General features: G+C 73.4%; 13 protein-coding genes. 3 read left to right on the forward strand and 10 right to left on the reverse strand.

Annotation, left to right across the window (positions count from 1 at the left end):
- Nucleotides 1-176: 176 nt before the first annotated feature.
- Entirely contained in the window at nt 177-929 is a 753-nt protein-coding gene (locus ACFOWE_RS00295; protein ID WP_377284678.1) for an MBL fold metallo-hydrolase, read from the forward strand.
- A 126-nt stretch (nt 930-1,055) separates the two neighbouring features.
- Here ACFOWE_RS00295 and ACFOWE_RS00300 read toward each other — a convergent pair whose 3' ends face one another.
- The 6 genes from ACFOWE_RS00300 to ACFOWE_RS00325 all read right to left on the reverse strand — a co-directional run bounded on the left by ACFOWE_RS00300 (nt 1,056) and on the right by ACFOWE_RS00325 (nt 8,120).
- The gene (locus ACFOWE_RS00300; RefSeq protein WP_377284679.1) at nt 1,056-1,715 is read right to left on the reverse strand and encodes a response regulator; all 660 of its coding nucleotides are present in this window, start codon (nt 1,713-1,715) and stop codon (nt 1,056-1,058) included.
- 38 nt (nt 1,716-1,753) lie between these two features.
- Nucleotides 1,754-2,929 (reverse strand): sensor histidine kinase, encoded by a 1,176-nt coding sequence (locus tag ACFOWE_RS00305; RefSeq protein WP_377284680.1) that lies wholly within the window; start codon nt 2,927-2,929, stop codon nt 1,754-1,756.
- Nucleotides 2,930-2,932: 3 nt separating this feature from the next.
- Complete coding sequence (locus ACFOWE_RS00310) at nt 2,933-3,628, reverse strand: ABC transporter permease (protein ID WP_377284681.1); 696 nt, start codon at nt 3,626-3,628, stop codon at nt 2,933-2,935.
- 13 nt (nt 3,629-3,641) lie between these two features.
- Entirely contained in the window at nt 3,642-4,553 is a 912-nt protein-coding gene (locus ACFOWE_RS00315) for an ABC transporter ATP-binding protein (RefSeq protein ID WP_377284682.1), read from the reverse strand.
- Between the two features lie 150 nt (nt 4,554-4,703).
- Nucleotides 4,704-6,254 carry a sigma-70 family RNA polymerase sigma factor gene (locus ACFOWE_RS00320; protein ID WP_377284683.1) on the reverse strand — a complete coding sequence of 517 codons (1,551 nt, stop codon included), beginning with the start codon at nt 6,252-6,254 and terminating at the stop codon, nt 4,704-4,706.
- Nucleotides 6,255-8,120 carry an RICIN domain-containing protein gene (locus ACFOWE_RS00325; RefSeq protein WP_377284684.1) on the reverse strand — a complete coding sequence of 622 codons (1,866 nt, stop codon included), beginning with the start codon at nt 8,118-8,120 and terminating at the stop codon, nt 6,255-6,257. It abuts the gene before it with no gap.
- Between the two features lie 211 nt (nt 8,121-8,331).
- Here ACFOWE_RS00325 and ACFOWE_RS00330 point away from each other — a divergent pair, with 211 nt between their 5' ends.
- The gene (locus ACFOWE_RS00330; protein ID WP_377284685.1) at nt 8,332-10,716 is read left to right on the forward strand and encodes an ATP-binding cassette domain-containing protein; all 2,385 of its coding nucleotides are present in this window, start codon (nt 8,332-8,334) and stop codon (nt 10,714-10,716) included.
- Nucleotides 10,717-10,887: 171 nt separating this feature from the next.
- On the opposite strand, the gene ACFOWE_RS00335 is transcribed toward ACFOWE_RS00330, so the two are convergent.
- The 4 genes from ACFOWE_RS00335 to ACFOWE_RS00350 form a co-directional block, all read right to left on the reverse strand.
- Entirely contained in the window at nt 10,888-12,675 is a 1,788-nt protein-coding gene (locus tag ACFOWE_RS00335) for an ABC transporter ATP-binding protein (protein ID WP_377284686.1), read from the reverse strand.
- A 305-nt stretch (nt 12,676-12,980) separates the two neighbouring features.
- Complete coding sequence (locus ACFOWE_RS00340) at nt 12,981-14,255, reverse strand: Dyp-type peroxidase (RefSeq protein WP_377284687.1); 1,275 nt, start codon at nt 14,253-14,255, stop codon at nt 12,981-12,983.
- Nucleotides 14,252-14,932, reverse strand: a complete 681-nt coding sequence (locus tag ACFOWE_RS00345; protein WP_377284688.1) for a copper chaperone PCu(A)C — start codon at nt 14,930-14,932, stop codon at nt 14,252-14,254. Before ACFOWE_RS00345 ends, ACFOWE_RS00340 begins: the two co-directional genes overlap by 4 nt.
- A 303-nt stretch (nt 14,933-15,235) precedes the next feature.
- The gene (locus ACFOWE_RS00350) at nt 15,236-15,835 is read right to left on the reverse strand and encodes an MFS transporter (protein ID WP_377284689.1); all 600 of its coding nucleotides are present in this window, start codon (nt 15,833-15,835) and stop codon (nt 15,236-15,238) included.
- 138 nt (nt 15,836-15,973) lie between these two features.
- On the opposite strand from ACFOWE_RS00350, the gene nhaA reads away from it, so the two are divergent.
- Complete coding sequence (gene nhaA / locus ACFOWE_RS00355; RefSeq protein ID WP_377284690.1) at nt 15,974-17,296, forward strand: Na+/H+ antiporter NhaA; 1,323 nt, start codon at nt 15,974-15,976, stop codon at nt 17,294-17,296.
- Nucleotides 17,297-17,302: the final 6 nt, after the last annotated feature.

Consider the following 17,302-nt stretch of genomic DNA (forward strand, 5'->3'; position numbering starts at 1 on the left):
AGCCTCCCGGAAGCCCTCCCCACAGCCTCCCGGAAGCCCTCCCAGCCCCTCACGGCAGTCCTTCCAGCCCCTCACGGCAGTCCTTCCGACAGCCCTTCCCGCAGCCGGGCCGCACCCGTGCCGCCGGCCGATCCCGCGTGCCCGGACAGGGCACGCACCTCACCGGAGAGAACCACATGAAGATCACCGCCACGCACATCGGCACCGCGACCGTCCTGCTGGAGATCGGCGGGCTGCGCCTGCTCACCGACCCGGTCTTCGACCCCGCCCCGGCCGAGTACGACTACGGTCCCGTCGTGCTGCGCAGCACCGCGGGACCGGCGATCGAGGCCGGCGACCTGCCGCCGGTGGACGCCGTCCTGCTGAGCCATGACGAGCACTACGACAACCTGGACACCGTCGGCCGCACGCTGCTCGACGGGCGGCCGGTGCTGACCACCGTCAGCGGCGCCGGTCGCCTCGGTGGCGGCGCCGTCGGCCTGGAGCCGTGGGCCACCCGTGAGCTGACCGTCGGCGGCAGGAGCCTGCGGATCACCGGCACCCCCGGCGTGCACGGTCCCTTCGGCGACGTCACCGGCTTCGTCGTCGAGGAGCCCGGCCAGGACGAGGCCCTCTACATCTCCGGTGACACCGTCTATTTCGACGGACTCGACGAGATCGGCCGCCGGTTCGCCGTCGGCACCGCCCTGCTGCACCTGGGGGCCCCGCGCATCCAGAACTTCGGCGGCGGCGAGCTGATCTGCATGGACGGCGCGCAGGGCGCGGCGCTCGCCCGCTCGCTACGGGCCCGCCGGGTCTGCCCGATCCACTACGCCTCCTGGGAGCACTTCACCGAGGACCGCGACCAGGTCACCGCGGCCTTCACCGCCGCGGGACTCGCCGACCGCCTCCACTGGCTCGCCCCCGGCGTGCCCGAGATCCTCGGCTGAGGAACGGGCCGCACCCGGGACACACCCGGACGGGCCACGCCGGAAGGGACGCACCCGGACGGGACCGCTCCCCGCTCTCCGCCGGAGGGCCGGACCGGTCTCCACCGGAGGGCCGGACCGGGCCGGTCAGCCGCCGTCCAGAGTGAGCAGGCCGCGGCGGAAGGCCGCGGCGACGGCGGCCGCGCGGTCGTTGACGCCGAGTTTGGTGTAGATGTGCAGCACGTGGCTCTTCACCGTGGCCTCGCTGATGAACAGGCGGGCGGCGACCTCGCGGTTGGTGGCGCCCTCGGCGATGAGGACGAGGATCTCCAGTTCCCGGGCGCTCAGCGGGGCGGCGGGGGTGCGGACCTGGCCGAGGAGACGGGTGGCGACCGACGGGGAGAGCACGGCCTCGCCCCGCGCCGCCGTACGCACGGCGTGCACGAGCTCGTCGCGGCCGGTGTCCTTGAGGAGGTATCCGGTGGCCCCGGCCTCGATGGCGGGCAGGACGTCGCGATCGGTGTCGTAGGTGGTCAGGACGAGCACGCGCGCCCCGATGCCCGTCCGGGCGAGTTCCTTGATCGCCGCGACGCCGTCCATCCCGGGCATGCGCAGGTCCATGAGGATCACGTCCGGGTCCAGCGCCCGCGCGAGCTCGACGGCCTGGGCGCCGTCGGCGGCCTCGCCGAGGACCTCGAAGCCCGGGTCGCCGGTGAACATGCCGCGGATGCCGTCGCGGACGATGGGGTGGTCGTCGGCGATCAGCAGCCGGATCGGGTTTCCGGCGGTCGCGGGGGTCTCAGCCACGGGCCACCGCCGGGACGCTCGCGGAGATCCGGGAAGTCTCAGCCACGGGCCACCGCCGGGACGCTCGCGGAGATCGCGGTGCCCGCGCCGGGCTCGGACTCGATCTCCAGGGTGCCCGCCAGCCGGCTCACCCGCTTGCGCATCGACGTCAGGCCGAACCCGCCGGCCTCGCGGACGCGCTCCGGGTCGAACCCGGCGCCGTCGTCGCGCACGTCCAGGGTGACCACGTCCTCCATGTACGACAGGGTCAGGCCGATCCGGGACGCGCCGGCGTGCTTGGCGGCGTTGGCCAGCGCCTCCTGCGCCGTGCGCAGCAACGTCTCCTCGACCTCCGGATGCATGGGACGGACCGTACCAGTGACGGTGAAATCCGCGCGTACCCCGTTGAGTTCGCCCCACCGGGCCACGACGTCCTCCAGCGCCTCGGGCAGCGGCGCCGCCTCCAGCTGGCCGGGGCCCACCGCGTGCACCGAGCGCCGGGCCTCGGCGAGGCTCTCCCGCGCCAGCCCTATCGCGTTGTCCACGTTGCGCCGCCAGTCCTCGGCCTGCTTGGCCGCCTGGAGCTGGGTGATGATGCCGGTCAGGCCCTGGGCGAGGGTGTCGTGGATCTCCGCCGCCATGCGCTGCCGCTCGTCCATCACGCCCGCCTCGCGGGCCTGGACCAGCAGCTGGGCCTGGAGTCCGGCGTTCTCGCGCATGGCCTCTTCGAGCCGCGCCACCATGCGCTTGCGCTCGGCGCTCCGCTCGGCGGTGACCTCTCCGACGAAGCTGAACAGGCTCACCGCCGCGACGATGGCGGCGGTGAAGAACAGGTAGGTGAAGACAGCGGAAGGGGTGGGCTCGGGCAGTCCCCCGTTGTAGGCCGCGACGCTGATCGCCGCCGTGGCGCCCACTCCGGCCAGCCGCCACCTCCCCTTCAGGTACTGCCAGGAGTGGAGGTATCCGATGAAGCCGAAGAAGCTCGCGAACCACACTCCCTGCGTGCAGAGCACGCCGATCAGGATCACCAGTCCGGCCACGTAGACCGCACCGCCGGCCACGCCCCGCGGCGCGAGCCGCATCCAGGCGACCGCGAGAGCGGTGAGGCCGAGCGTGGCCCAGGGGCTCGCGCCGGTCAGCAGGGAGAGCACCGTGGAGATCACCAGCAGCACGTACGGCGCGGCCGCCATCTGGCGCTCCAGCAACCGTTCCCATCGGTCGAGCCGGCCGGTCATCCGTCACTCCCAGCGGAAGAACTTGGCCGCCGCGATGCTGACGACCAGGGCGTAGCCGGCCAGCACACCCAGCAGCAGGGGGCTGGGAGCAGCACCCGCCCAGATCTCGCGCATGCTCTGCCCGAAAGCGCCCAGAGGGGTGTACTCCCCGATGCGGGCCACCATAGCGGGCATCTGATCCTTGGGCTGCATGAGCCCGGCGAGGTAGGCCATCGGGAAGTACAGCAGGACCCCGATGCCGTTGGCGGCCCGGCCGTTGGGCGCCAGCGCCGCGATGAGCAGGCCGATCGCGAACATGCTCGCCGTACCGAGGAGGAACACCAGCACGGCGGACGGCACCCCGGTGGGCAGGTGGGCGCCGAGGACGGTGCCCGCGACGGCCAGCAGCAGGCCGCAGGCGGTCACCGCGAGGATGAGCTGCAGGACCAGCTGCACCACCAGCAGGTTGCCCGGACGCACCGGGGTGGCCGACAGCCGCCGCAGGATGCCCCGCTCGCGGTAGGTGGCCAGGGTGGTGGGCAGCAGATAGAGGCCCACCATCCCCACGGCGATGGCCAGCGCCATCGGCAGCAGCACGGTGTCGCCCGGCTCGATCGAGCTTCCGAACACCACCAGGATGAACAGCGGGATGAGCAGCGAGAACAGCGCCCCGGGCTCCCGGGTCAGCAGCTTGGCCTCGACGACGGCGAGCTTCATCATGATCTTGATTCCTTTACTCGAAGGACCGGCCGGTCAGAGCGGCGAAGGCGTCGTCCAGGGTGCGCCTGTCGATGCGGAGGTCACCGACCAGGACGTGGTGGCGGGCCAGGTGCGCGGTGACCGCCGTGGCGAAGTCGCCCCGGCCGGTGACGACCACCCGGTCCCCCTCGCGGGACACCCCGATCACCTCGGGCAGGTCCTCCAGACCGGCGACGCCCTCCGTGCCGCCCGCGCCCCCCGCCATCAGCCTGAACCGCATCCGGTGCTCGCCGCCGACCAGTCCGGCCGGGGTGTCGACCGCCACGACCTTGCCGCGGTTGAAGACGGCCACCCGGTCGCACAGCTCCTCCACCTCGTCCATGAAGTGGCTGACCAGCACCACCGTCACACCGTTCGCCCGGACCCGCTTGACCAGCTCCCAGGTGGTACGGCGGGCCTGCGGGTCCAGGCCCGTGGTCAGCTCGTCCAGGAAGGCCACCTTCGGGTTGCCGACCAGCGCCAGCGCGATGAACAGCCGCTGCTGCTGGCCGCCGGAGAGCTTGCCGAAGCGGGCGTTGCGCTTGTCCGCCAGGTCCCACTCCTCCAGCAGCTCCCGCCAGTCGCGCGGCTCGGCGTAGAAGGAGGCGTACAGGTCGAGGGCCTCCCACACCTTGATGTTCTCCGGCAGCCGGGTCTGCTGGAGCTGCACCCCGATCAGCTCGCGCACCTTGCGCGCGTCCTCGACCGGGTCGAGCCCGAGGACCCTGATCGTCCCGCTGTCGGGCCGGCGCAGGCCCTCGACGCACTCCACGGTGGTGGTCTTGCCGGTGCCGTTCGGCCCGAGGATGCCGAAGATCTCGCCCTCCTCCACGGAGAACGACACCCCGTCCAGAACGGTCAGGTCCGCGTACCGCTTGCGGAGGTCTGTGACTTCGATGACTGCCATGGATCAAGGATCTTCCGCCCGCGCCCGGGGCGAATCGATCCACCGGCCATACTCGGCCGCGGATCGTGATGACCCGAGAATCAACCGAACGGTTGATACCGCCGCCGGGGAGCCGTGTGCCGGTTCCTCCCGGGTTTCCGCGCTCCCCGGTCACCGCGTTCCCTGGTCGCGTCCGGACGCGAGAGTGATCCGCTGGTCGGCCGAGCCGGTGTAGGCGCCGTAGAGGATGAACGCGGTCGGCGGGCGTTTGCCGCCGAACTCCTTGCCGACGGAGAGCGCCATGCCGGTGGGGACGTTCACCAGGCGGGGCACGCCGTCGCTGAAGACGGGCCTGCTCCAGAGCTGGGTCTCGGCGCCGGAGCAGGACGCGAGCCGGGCCGCGCGGATTCCGCCCCCGTTGAAGGAGGCGGTGTCGTACTTCTCCGCCGCCGTCAGGCAGCGCCCGCTGACGACGTTGACGAGCCGGAACCGCTGCGGCTCGCCCTCCGTGCGCCAGGCCGTACGCGGGTCGGCGCAGCGCAGTGCCGCGATCCGTCCGTCCGCCGCGCCGACGCACCGGCCCGCGTAGGTGATCCGGGTGCCCGCGACCGCCTCCGGAGCAGGGCTCCGGGTCGGCTTCGACGTGGGCTTCGGCGTGGGTTTCGGCGTGGGTTTCGGCGTGGGTTTCGGCGCGGGGCTCCGGGTCGGCTTCGGGGTGCGTCGCCGGGTGGGCTTCGGGGTGGGCTTCGGGGTGGCTTTCGCGGTCCTGGCGGGTGCGGAGGAGGCCGCGGGCGCGGGTGGCGTGCTCCGCGCCGGCACGGCGGCCGTAGGCGGAGGGTCCGGCGGCAGGGAGAACACGATCACGGCCACGGCGGTGACCGCCGCACCGGCCGCCGCGGGGATCGCCCAGCCCAGCGCCTTCGCGGAGACGGCCCCCTTCGCTCCGGCGGCCTTCCCCAGACCACCAGCGGCGGCCTTCCCCAGTCCTCCCGCGGCGAGCGGCAGCAGCGCGAGCGGCAGCGCGGCCCGCAAGGTGGCGTTGAGGTCGAGCAGCTCGCCGTGGGCCCGCGCGCAGCTCGGGCAGGACTCGAGATGCGCGCGCAGCGCCCGCGGCAGGCGGCCGCTCTTCTTCCGTACGGCCGCCGCCAGCGGTTCGGCGTACTCGCGGCAGCGGGGCGAGGCGCCCGCGACGTGGGCGGCCAGATACGCCTTGCGCAGCCCCTCCCGGGCCCGGAAGGCCAGCACGCCCACGTTGCCGGGGGTGGTGCCGAGGATCTTCGCGACCCGTTCGGGCGCCTCGTCCTCGATCAGGGTGTGCCAGAGCACGGTCTGCCAGCGCGGCGGGAGCGACCGGTAGGCGCGGGTCACCAGGTCGTCGGGGAGTTCCGGCCCGGGCGCCGTCAGATCGCCCTCCTGGAACTCGGCGGTGAGGACCCGCCGCCGGTCGGAGCGCGCCCAGTCCGCCGCCGTGTTGCGCACCACCGCGTACAGGTAGGGGCGCCACCCGCCGGACGGACCGCCCGCGCCGGAGCGGACGGTCCGCAGGGTGCGGGCGAACGCCTCACTGGCCAGGTCCTCCGCGGTGTGCGGGTCCGGGCAGAGCCGACGGGCGAAGGCGAGGACGGCCTCGTGGTGCCGCTCGTACAGCTCGGCGGCGGCGCGACTGTCCCCGGCCCTGACCCGGCGGGTCAGGGCCATGTCCTCGCTCGTCGGATCTTCCATCTACCTGATCATGAATTTGAGGGACTTCTTCGCGTACGCGGCCTTGGCGTAGATATGGGTGGGTTTGGCAGCGTATCGGATGATACGGGTGGCCTTCGTGGTGGCGCTCTTGAGCGTCACGGCGCCGCCCCGCTGGGGCTCGAGCAGCCAGCGCTGCCCCTTGCTCGCCTTGCTGCACTTGGCGAGGACCAGCGAGCGCGCGGTCCGGCCGGCCTTCCCGAGGGTCAGGCAGCGGCCGCCGCTCCGCACCTGCACCGCATCGCCGCCGGCCGGCACCAGGCGCCACCGCGTCCGGCACGTCCCCAGCCGCACCGCCGGACCGGCCGCCGTCAGGCAGGTGCCGTGCGTGCTCCTGAGCGTGACGTTCCGCCCGGTCGGCGACGCCGGCGTGCCCACCGGCTCCGGCGCCCCGGTCGGGAGCGGGCCCGGCATCGTGGCCGGGCTCGTCGGAGCCGTCGTGGCCGGAGCCGTCGGGGCCGTCGTGGCCGGGGCCCCGGTCGGAGCCGGGGTGGCGGCCGGCGTCTTGGCCGGAGCCGAGGTCGGGGCCGGAGCCGAGGTCGGGGCGCCCGCCCCGCCCGAGCCCTTCACCGGGCTCGGCTGCCACATCCGGCTCGAGACCGGCTCGGCCATGAACGTGCTCCCGCCACCGCGCACCACCGGAGCCCCGTCCCGGGTCTCCTTCTTCTGCACGGCGAGCGACGCCCCCGCCTTCCCGGCGGCACGGCTGGTGAAGTTGATCTTGTCCTGGCCCGCCTGCGGCAGCCACTGCTGCGCTGGCTTCTTCGCCGCGCACGGCGCGGTGACGACGGCACTGGCCTTGTCCGCCGCGTCGGCCAGCGTCAGGCAGCGGCCGGTCGCGACGTTGCGGATCGTCAGGTAACCGTCACGGTCGATGCTCCGGCGCCAGACCGTTCCGCTGCCCGAGCACGGCCCCTGCACCACCTGGTCGCGGGCGCCGTCGACGCACTTGCCGCTGTCCACCACCTTCAGCCGGAAGTCCAGTGCGGGGGTCGGCTGGTCCTGGATCAGGTACGGGCTGAACCCCACATTCCTGATCTTCGGCAGTTCCTCCGGCTTGGGCTGCGAGGCCGCCGTCGGCTCGAAGTAGCGGAACTCGTCCGCCCGGCACGAGTCGAGGTGGTAGTTCGACGCGGCGTCGCTCGTGCACTCGGGCCGGTTGCCCATGTTGCGGCAGACCGGGTCGTCGCCGTTCGGGCCCACCGTGCTCTGGCCGCAGTGGCTGAGCCCGAAGGAGTGGATCATCTCGTGGGTGAACCCGGCCTCGCCCCAGCACCAGCGCGGCAGGATGACGCCGCCGTTGCTGAGCCCGGCGTTGGCCCCGCCGCCGGTGCACGAGTTGGTGATCTCGTTGTCCCGGACGAAGAACATCAGCTTCACCCGGTTGGTCGCCACGAGCTTGCGCACCAGCTCCGGCTGGGCGGTCATGTTCTCGTTGAGCGCCTTGCCCATCTCGGCCCGGTTGCGGCCCTTGGTGAAGGCCAGCTTCGCCACCACCGGGCGGCAGCCGGCGTCCTGCACGACCCGCAGCCGCCGGGAGACCCCGAAGCGGTGGGCGCTGGCGTCGAAGGTCTGGTCGGTCTCCCAGAGCGTGCGCACCACCGAGTCCACCTCGGAGGCGTAGGAGTCCTGACCGGGCTGGTGGACGTAGACCGGCAGCACCCATCCCTTCTCCGGCGTGTCCGTGGTGTCGCAGGCGAACCCGGACGTGCCCGCCGTACCGGCGGTCCGCGTCTCCGCGGCGGCGGTCGCCTCCAGCCCGGGCGCGCCGGACACCGGTCCGGCCAGCAGGCTCGCGGCCACCGTCGCCGCGAGCGACAGCGCGAACGTCAATCTGATCTTGCTCATCGAAACTCCTCTCACCGGAGAGGAGTCAGCCCGCCCGCGGCGATTACGCGGTTTCACAAAAAATTTCCCGAGAAGTCCGCCGCGCGGGCCGCACGCCGCGCACCGGACCGGTCAGGAATCGAGAAGCGCCGGGTCCCGGGCCGCACATAGCCTGATCACCGTGGGCGTCACCGTCCGCACGAGCTTCCCCACGGTTGGAGACACGACGAGCATGACCCCGAGGACGGACACGCAGCCGCCCGCGCCGGACCCCGCCGACGGCCACGACCTGATCCGCGTGCACGGCGCGCGCGTGAACAACCTCAAGGACCTCAGCGTCGAGATCCCGAAACGCCGGCTGACGGTGTTCACCGGAGTCTCCGGGTCGGGCAAGAGCTCGCTGGTCTTCGGCACGATCGCCGCGGAGTCGCAGCGACTGATCAACGAGACCTACAGCGCCTTCGTGCAGGGCTTCATGCCGGCGCTCGCGCGGCCGGAGGTCGACGTCCTCGAAGGGCTGACGACCGCGATCATCGTCGACCAGCAGCGCATGGGCGCCGACCCCCGGTCCACGGTCGGCACCGTCACCGACGCCAACGCGATGCTGCGCATTCTCTTCAGCCGGCTCGGGCGGCCGCACATCGGCTCGCCCCAGGCGTTCTCCTTCAACGTCCCCACGGTCCGGGCGAGCGGCGCGATCACGGTCGACCGCGGCGCCCGCAAGGCCGAGAAGGTGAGCTTCACCCGGGTCGGCGGCATGTGCACGCGCTGCGAGGGCCGGGGCACGGTCACCGACATCGACCTCACCCAGCTCTACGACGACTCCAAGTCGCTGTCCGAGGGCGCGTTCACCATCCCAGGCTGGAAGTCGGACAGCTTCTGGACCGTCCGGGTCTACGCCGAGTCGGGCTTCGTCGACCCGGACAAGCCCATCCGGGACTACACCGGCAAGGAGCTCCACGACTTCCTCCACAAGGAGCCGGTCAAGGTGAAGGTCGACGGCGTCAACCTCACCTACGAGGGGCTCATCCCGAAGATCCGCAAGTCGTTCCTGTCCAAGGACCGGGAGGCGATGCAGCCGCACATCCGGGCCTTCGTGGACCGGGCGGTCACCTTCACCACCTGTCCCGGGTGCGACGGCACCCGGCTCAGCGAGGAGGCCCGCTCCTCGCGGATCGGGGGCGTCAACATCGCCGACGCCTGCGCCATGCAGATCAGCGACCTGGCCGGCTGGGTCCGCGGCCTCGACGAGCCGTCGGTGGCGCCGCTGCTCGCCAAGCTGCTGCACACCCTCGACTCGTTCGTGGAGATCGGGCTGGGCTACCTCTCGCTCGACCGGCCGGCGGGCACGCTCTCGGGCGGCGAGGCGCAGCGCGTCAAGATGATCCGCCACCTGGGCTCCCCGCTCACCGACACCACCTACGTCTTCGACGAGCCGACCGTCGGCCTGCACCCCCACGACGTCCAGCGGATGAACGAGCTCCTGCTGCGGCTGCGGGACAAGGGCAACACGGTGCTCGTCGTGGAGCACGAGCCGGAGACGATCGCGATCGCCGACCACGTCGTCGACCTCGGCCCCGGCGCCGGTACGGCGGGCGGCACCGTCTGCTACGAGGGGACCGTCGCGGGCCTGCGGGCCGGCGGCACCGTCACCGGCCGCCACCTCGACGACCGGGCCGCGCTCAAGGAGACGGTCCGCACGCCCTCGGGCACGCTGGAGATCCGCGGCGCCACCCGCCACAACCTCCGGAGCGTCGACGTCGACATCCCGCTCGGCGTGCTCTGCGTCGTCACCGGCGTCGCCGGGTCCGGCAAGAGCTCGCTCGTGCACGGCTCCATCCCCGCCTCCGCGGGCGCCGTCTCGGTCGACCAGGCGCCCATCCGCGGCTCGCGGCGGAGCAACCCGGCCACCTACACCGGGCTGCTCGACCCGATCCGCAAGGCGTTCGCGAAGGCCAACGGCGTGAAGCCGGCGCTGTTCAGCGCCAACTCCGAGGGCGCCTGCCCCGACTGCAACGGCGCCGGCGTCGTCTACACCGACCTGGGGATGATGGCCGGCGTCGCCACCACCTGCGAGGAGTGCGAGGGGAGGCGGTTCCAGGCGGCGGTGCTGGAGCACCGCCTCGGCGGCCGCGACATCAGCGAGGTGCTCGCGATGTCGGTGGCCGAGGCAGGGGAGTTCTTCGGCTCCGGCGAGGCTCGGGTCCCGGCCGCGCACACGATCCTGACCCGGCTCGCCGACGTCGGGCTCGGCTACCTCGGCCTCGGCCAGCCGCTCACCACGCTGTCCGGCGGCGAGCGGCAGCGGCTCAAGCTGGCCGTCCACCTGGCCGACGAGGGCGGCCTCTACGTCCTCGACGAGCCGACCGCCGGCCTGCACCTCGCCGACGTCCAGCAGCTGCTCGGCCTGCTCGACCGGCTGGTCGACTCCGGCAGGTCGGTCATCGTGGTCGAGCACGACCAGGCGGTCATGGCGCACGCCGACTGGATCATCGACCTCGGCCCCGGCGCCGGCCACGACGGCGGCCGGATCGTCTTCGAGGGCACGCCCGCCGATCTCGTCACCGCCCGCTCCACCCTCACCGGCGAGCACCTGGCGGCCTACGTCGGCGCCTGACCGAGGCGCACGCGGCGGTCCGCCGGCGGCGTGCGGGGCGGTGTTCCCACCGTCGCCCCGCACCGCGCCGGCTCGCCGTCACCCCCGCCCCGCCCCGCCCCGCACCGGCCCACCGTCGCCCCGCAGCACCGCCGGCCCACCGCCGTCCCCGCGCCGCCGCAGGTCCGCCCGTCAGGTCCTGACCCGCACGGACGAGTCATCGGCCTCCACGCTGTCGTCGTCGGCCAGGAAGCCCCCGGACTGGTGGTGCCAGAGCCGGGCGTAGGGACCCTGGGCCTGGAGCAGCTCGCTGTGGCTGCCCTGCTCCACGACGCGTCCCCGGTTGAGGACGACGAGCCGGTCCATGCGGACGACGGTGCTCAGGCGGTGCGCGACCACGACCGCGGTCCGGTCCTGCATCAGGCGCCACAGGGCTTCCTGGACGAGGATCTCGCTCTCGGAGTCCAGGGCGCTGGTCGCCTCGTCCAGCAGCAGGATCGGGGTGTCGCGCAGGATGGCGCGCGCGAGCGCGACACGCTGCCGCTGGCCGCCGGAGAGCTTGACGCCGCGCTCGCCGACCAGCGTGTCGAACCCGTCCGGCAGGGACTCGACGAACTCCGTGACGTGCGCCGCCCGCGCGGCCCGGAGGATCTCGGCCTCGGTGGCGCCCGGCCGGGCGAACGCGATGTTGTCCCGCACGGACCGGTGGAACATGGCGGGTTCCTGCGGGACGTAGGCGATGAGGCTGCGCAGGTCGGCCTGGCGCAGCCGGGTGATGTCCTGCCCGCCGATCAGGATCCTGCCCCCGTCGGTGTCCATGAGCCGCAGCAGCAGCCGGGTGAGCGTGCTCTTGCCCCCGCCGGACTGGCCGACCAGCCCGATCTTGGCGCCGTCGGGGATGTCCAGGTCGAGGTCGTCGAACAGGGGCGGGCCGTCGCCGTACCCGAACCGCACCCGCTCGAAGCGGATGCCGGCGTCGGCCGGGCGGAGCGGCTGCGGGTCGGGCGGGTCCACCACGGTCGGCGGCACCAGGAGCAGCTCGGTGAACTGGGCCGCTTCGGTGAGCACGCTCTCCAGACGCCGGTATATCTGGTTGAACTCGAACATGATGCCGACCGTGTTCGAGTAGTAGGTGAACGTCACCACGATGGCCTCCACCCCGAGGCCGCCGCGGAGCGCCACGGCGAGGAGCAGGCCGACGGTGCTGGTGAGCACCGAGATCGGGGCGATGACGGTGTCCACCCGGAGGTTGCCGTAGTCCCAGGAGCGGAGGGTCAGCCGGTGCTGCTCGGCGACCCTGGCCCGGTGCTCGGCGGCCTCGCGCGCCTCGGCGGCGAACGCGCGGACCGTGTCCATGTTGGCCAGCACGTCGGCGACGTGGCCCGACACCCGCACCTTGGCGGCCTCGCGCTCGTCGACCAGCGCCTGGCGGCGGCGGATGAGCGGGGCGACGAGGAAGCCGGTGACGACGATGAGGCCCACGAGGACGAGGACCAGCAGCGGGTGGTACTGCCACAGCACCACCGAGGCGAACACCAGGGGCACCATCTTGGCCATGATCGAGAAGGCGAGCATGTCGCCGAAATCCTCGAACCGGGAGGAGAACCCCAGCACCCGTTTGGTCAGCGAGCCGGCGAAGTTGTCGTGGAAGAACGCGGCGTCCTTGGCCAGCAGCTCGTCCATGCCCAGCACGCCGAGCCGCTCGATGCCCCGGGCGTCGGTGCGGTTCAGGAAGTGCATCCCGAAGCGCCACAGCACCTCACCCGTCAGCAGCAGCGCGCCGAAGCCGAGCACGTACGGCAGGAGCGTGTCGAAGGAGCCGTCCCCGCCCTCGGACAGATGCCCCACCAGACCGGCCACCGCCAGCGGCGCCAGATAGAACAGGCAGATGTTCCCCATCGCCGGCAGCGTCAGCGCGGGCACCGCGACCCGCCACTGACGCCTCAGCTCACCGCAGTAGTAGCGCAGGACCAGCAGCACCGCCGTTTTCCTCTTCGACGGACCGCCCCCAGAGTCCCCGAGTGATCCGAGCACCGCCACCCGCCCTCCCGAATGCCGACACCACCGTGACCATGCTGTCGCAGGGCGTACGGGGAGGGCGAACGGTTTTCCTCCCCCGGGCCCGGGCTCCTGAGGGCCCGCCGCACGTCCCGGCGGGAAGGGCCCGCCGGGACCCGCCGGCGGCGCCCTCGGCGGTCTCCGCACCCGGGGAACGGCGCCTGCGGTCACGCCCGGTGGGTCCCGGCCGCCCGGCCGGGACCCACCGGCGGTCACCCGCGTCCTCGTCAGGACAGCAGGGTCTCGCCGATCCATCCCCCTTCCGCGCAGCCCGGCGGGATGGCGAACACGGCCGAGCCGACCGGCGTCGTCCACTCGTTCAGCAGGTCCGCCTCGGCCAGGCGTTCCTGGACCGGGACGAACTGCCGGGCGATGTCCGCCTGGTAGGAGGCGAACAGCAGCCCCGAGTCGGCGTGCCCGTCGGCGGACAGCCCGTCGTCGTAGTTGTAGACCCGGCGGAAGATCCGCAGGCCCGGGTCGGCGACACGGGCCCTGCGGATGTGGGCCTGCTCGGCGATGACGGTGAACCCCTCCGGGGTGAGCGCGGCGAAGTCCGGCTCGTCGTGCTCCTTGCTCCCGGTGAGCGGGGCGCCGGTGTCCAGGCGACGGCCGACCGCGAACTCCTTTCCTGTCCGGTCGACGGCGTCCCAGGTCTCCAGCTCCGCCCGGATGCGGCGCAGCACCAGCGTGGTGCCGCCCCGCATCCCCTCCGGACCCCCGGACATCCACACGGCCCTGTCGAAGTCCGCCGTGCCGGGCCGCGGGTTGACGGTCCCGTCGAGCTGGCCCATGACGTTGCGCTGGGTCAGTCCGGGCGCCTGGACGTGCGGCGGGCGCCGGAAGCCGCGCTGGATCCAGCGCACCCGGGCGAAGGAGCGGGCGTCCTTGACCGTCATGCGCAGCGCGTGCGCCACGGTCAGCGCGTCGTCGGCGCAGATCTGCAGCAGCAGGTCCCCGCCGTTCCACCGGTCCTGGAGCTTGTCGACGGAGAAGCCCGGCAGTGGCGCGACCGACTCCGGCCGCAGATGCCCCGCCCCGGCCGCGGTGAACAGGCCGGGGCCGAAGCCGAAGGTGACGGTCAGCCGGGCCGGGAGCACGGCCAGTTCCGGTTCGGTGTCGGCGAGCGCGGGGGCGCCCTGGGTCAGGCGGCGCGCGTCGTCGGTGAGCAGCCGCATCATCCGCGCGATCGCCTCGCGGTCGGCGCCGGGGCGCAGGTCCAGGCCGACGAAGGCGGCGTGGGTCTGCGGCGGTGTGGCGATGCCCGCCTGGTGGACGCCGTGGAAGGGCTCGACGGCGGTGCCGCCGGGCGCCGCGGCGGGCGCTGCGGTGGACGCTGCGGCGGATGCGGGGGCGGGCCCGCCCGCGGAGGGGTTCCGCCCGCCTCCGGCGCCGGTCCGGGAGGCGGGGGCGGGATCGGCGGCGCAGGCCGCCACGGCGCCCACGGCCGCGGCGGCGCCGCCGGTGAGCAGTCCGCGCCGGGTGATGCGGGACCCGGCCGTCACCGGTCGCCCCCGTTCGCGTGCGCGTCCTCGCCCTTGTCCCCGTGTCCGCCCTTGTCCCCGTGGCCGCCGGTGTCCCCGTGGTCCTCGTCCCCGTGGCCGCTCTTGCCCCCGGCGTTCTCGCCGCCGTGGCCGCCGGTGTCCGTGCCGGGCTGGTAGTGCTCCTCACCGCCGGCGAAGTCCTTGCCGACGGCGGTGAACTCCAGCTTCGAACCGTCCGCGAGGGTGAGGGTGAAGGCGATCTGCGCGCCGGGCTCCACCTCCTCGGTGACGCCCATCAGCATGATGTGGTCACCGCCGGGCCGCAGGGGATGGGTACCGCGGGCGGGGACGGTGAAGCCGCCCTCCTTGGGACGCATGACCATCTTGCCGCCGGAGTCGGCGACCTCGTGCAGCTCCACCTTCGGCGAGAGCGGGGAGGCCCCGGACACGACGACCACGTCGGTGTCGCCGTTGTTGACCAGGGTGCCGAAGGCGGCCGTCATGCCCTCCTTCGTGGTCTTCACCCACGGGTCGGTGATCGTCAGCGGGGACGGGGCGGAGGAGGCGGCCGGTGGAGCGGCCGCGGCGGGCGCGGTCCCGGTGGGCGCGGCCGAGGTGGTGGTCTGGGAGGCGCACGCGGTGAGCGCCACCGCGACGGCGAGCAGCGCGGTGGCGGAACAGGTACGGCGGACGAGCATGATGAGAGCCTTTCTGGCACACGGCAGGCCGCCACGGGCGCGAGGCCGCGTCCGGACGCGCACGGGCGTGGGGCCGTACCGGAGGAACGAGGTCACACGGATCGGATCGCCGGACCGCCGGTCGCGGCGGTCGCGGCACGGGCACGCGCACGCGGGTCTGAGGCGACCGCGCCGCGCGAGGCCCGGAACGAGCACGCGCGGGCCTGAGACGACCGCGCGAGGCCTGAGACGACCACGCGCGCGCCACAACGGCCGCACCCGGCCCGGGATCGGCGCCGGACCGCCCCTCGGTGACGTGAGAGGTCAGCAGGAGGCGGCGGCGACCCGCCGGGGAGGACCTCGCCGGTGTACGGCGTGGCGCAGCAGCACCGCCAGGCGCGGCGCCACCGGCTCGGTCGCGGCGGCGGTGAAGAACGGCACCGGGTCCGGGAGCCGGTAGACCAGCAGGAGGCGGCGCAACCGCAGCGGCAGCCTCCGCAGCAGCGCCCAGAGCGCCGCCTCGCCGCGGGCCAGCCAGAGCGCGGTCAGGGCGACCGTCCAGCCGTGCGTGACCAGCATGCCCAGGCTCGGCATGAGGCCGGTGTGGGCGGCCGCCTCGGCCACGGGTACGGCGTGGGCCATGGAGGCGTGGCTCAGAGCGCCGTGGGTGAGGGCGCCGTGGGCCATGGAGAACAGAACGTGCAGCACGACCTGCGCTCCGGCCAGCAGCGGCAGGATCACCGCCAGCGGGCGCTCCCGCCCGGCGGCCGCCGCGCCCGCGGCGAACGCCAGCACCAGCCCGGTCGCCGCGCTCCGCGCGCAGACCTCTCCCCCGGCCAGCAGGTGCGCGGCCGCGCTCAGCCCGACGCACACCACGGCGAAGGCCGCGGCGCGGGCGATGCGCAGGAGGGGAGCGGCGGTCATGACGCGCTCATCATCGCACGGGGCTCCGGCGCCCCGCCGCCGCGGATGCCCGAAGTCCGTTCGGTAAGCTGGGGGGCGGTGCGCCGGGAAGTCTGGTCGGCAACGGCCGACCCGTACCCGAAAACCCTGGAGCGCCTGATGACCCAACCCGCCCCGTCCCGGAAGCCGACCCTGCTCAGCCGGGGCTCCTGGCCCGAGGCCCGCCGGATCGGCGCCATCCTCCGCAAGGAGACCGTCGGCGGGGCGCTGCTGCTGGCCGGCGCCGTGGTGGCGATGATCTGGGCCAACTCCCCGTGGGCGGAGACCTACGAGAGCCTGCGCGATCTGCGGGTCGGGCCCGAGGCGCTGCACCTGAACCTCTCCCTGGCCACCTGGGCAGGCGACGGCCTGCTGGCGATCTTCTTCTTCGTGGCCGGGCTGGAGCTCAAACGCGAGTTCGTCGCCGGAGACCTGCGCGACGTGCGGCGGGCCGCCGTCCCGATCGCGGCCGCGCTCGGCGGGGTGGTCGTCCCCGCCCTGCTGTACCTGCTCATCACCCGCGGCGTGGAGGGCGCGGGCAAGGGGTGGGCGATCCCCACCGCCACCGACATCGCCTTCGCCCTGGCGGTGCTGGCGGTGATCGGCCGGTTCCTGCCGACGGCGCTGCGCACCTTCCTGCTCACCCTGGCCGTGGTCGACGACCTGGTGGCCATCGTCATCATCGCGCTGTTCTACACCGACCACCTGGCGCCGGTCCCGCTGCTGGCGGCGCTCGTGCCGCTGGGCATCTTCACCGTGCTGGTGCAGCGCCGGGTGCGCTCGTGGTGGCTGCTGCTGCCGCTGGCCGTGACCGCCTGGGCGCTGGTGCACGCCTCGGGTGTGCACGCCACCGTCGCCGGTGTGCTGCTGGGCTTCGCCGTACCGGTGCTGCGCAGCGACAAGGCCGGTGGTCCGGAGGCCGGGCCGGGCCTGGCCGAGCACTTCGAGCACCGTTTCCGCCCCCTCTCGGCCGGGGTGGCGGTGCCGGTGTTCGCGTTCTTCTCGGCGGGTGTGGCCCTGGGCGGGCTGGACGGCCTGGTGGGCGCGTTCCGCGACCCGGTCGTGCTGGGGGTCGCGGTCGGCCTGGTGGCGGGCAAGCCGATCGGGATCATGGCCGCGACCTGGCTGATGTCCCGTTTCACCCACGCCGACCTGGACGAGGGCCTGGCCTGGGTGGACATGCTGGGGCTGTCGATCCTGGCGGGCATCGGGTTCACCGTCTCGCTGCTCATCGGCGAGCTGGCCTTCGGCGTCGGGGGCGACGAGCACGTCAAGGTGGCCGTGCTGAGCGGTTCGGTGGCCGCCGCGCTGCTGGCGACGGTGATCCTGCGTCTGCGCAACCGCGTCTACCGGCGCATCCACGAGATCGAGACCGCCGACCTCGACCACGACGGCGTTCCGGACGTCTACGAGACCGACCGGCCCGGCGTCGCCGGCGGCTGAGGACGG

Source organism: Planomonospora corallina, assembly GCF_042650625.1.
In the GTDB taxonomy this organism is placed as follows: Bacteria; Actinomycetota; Actinomycetes; order Streptosporangiales; family Streptosporangiaceae; genus Planomonospora_B; species Planomonospora_B corallina.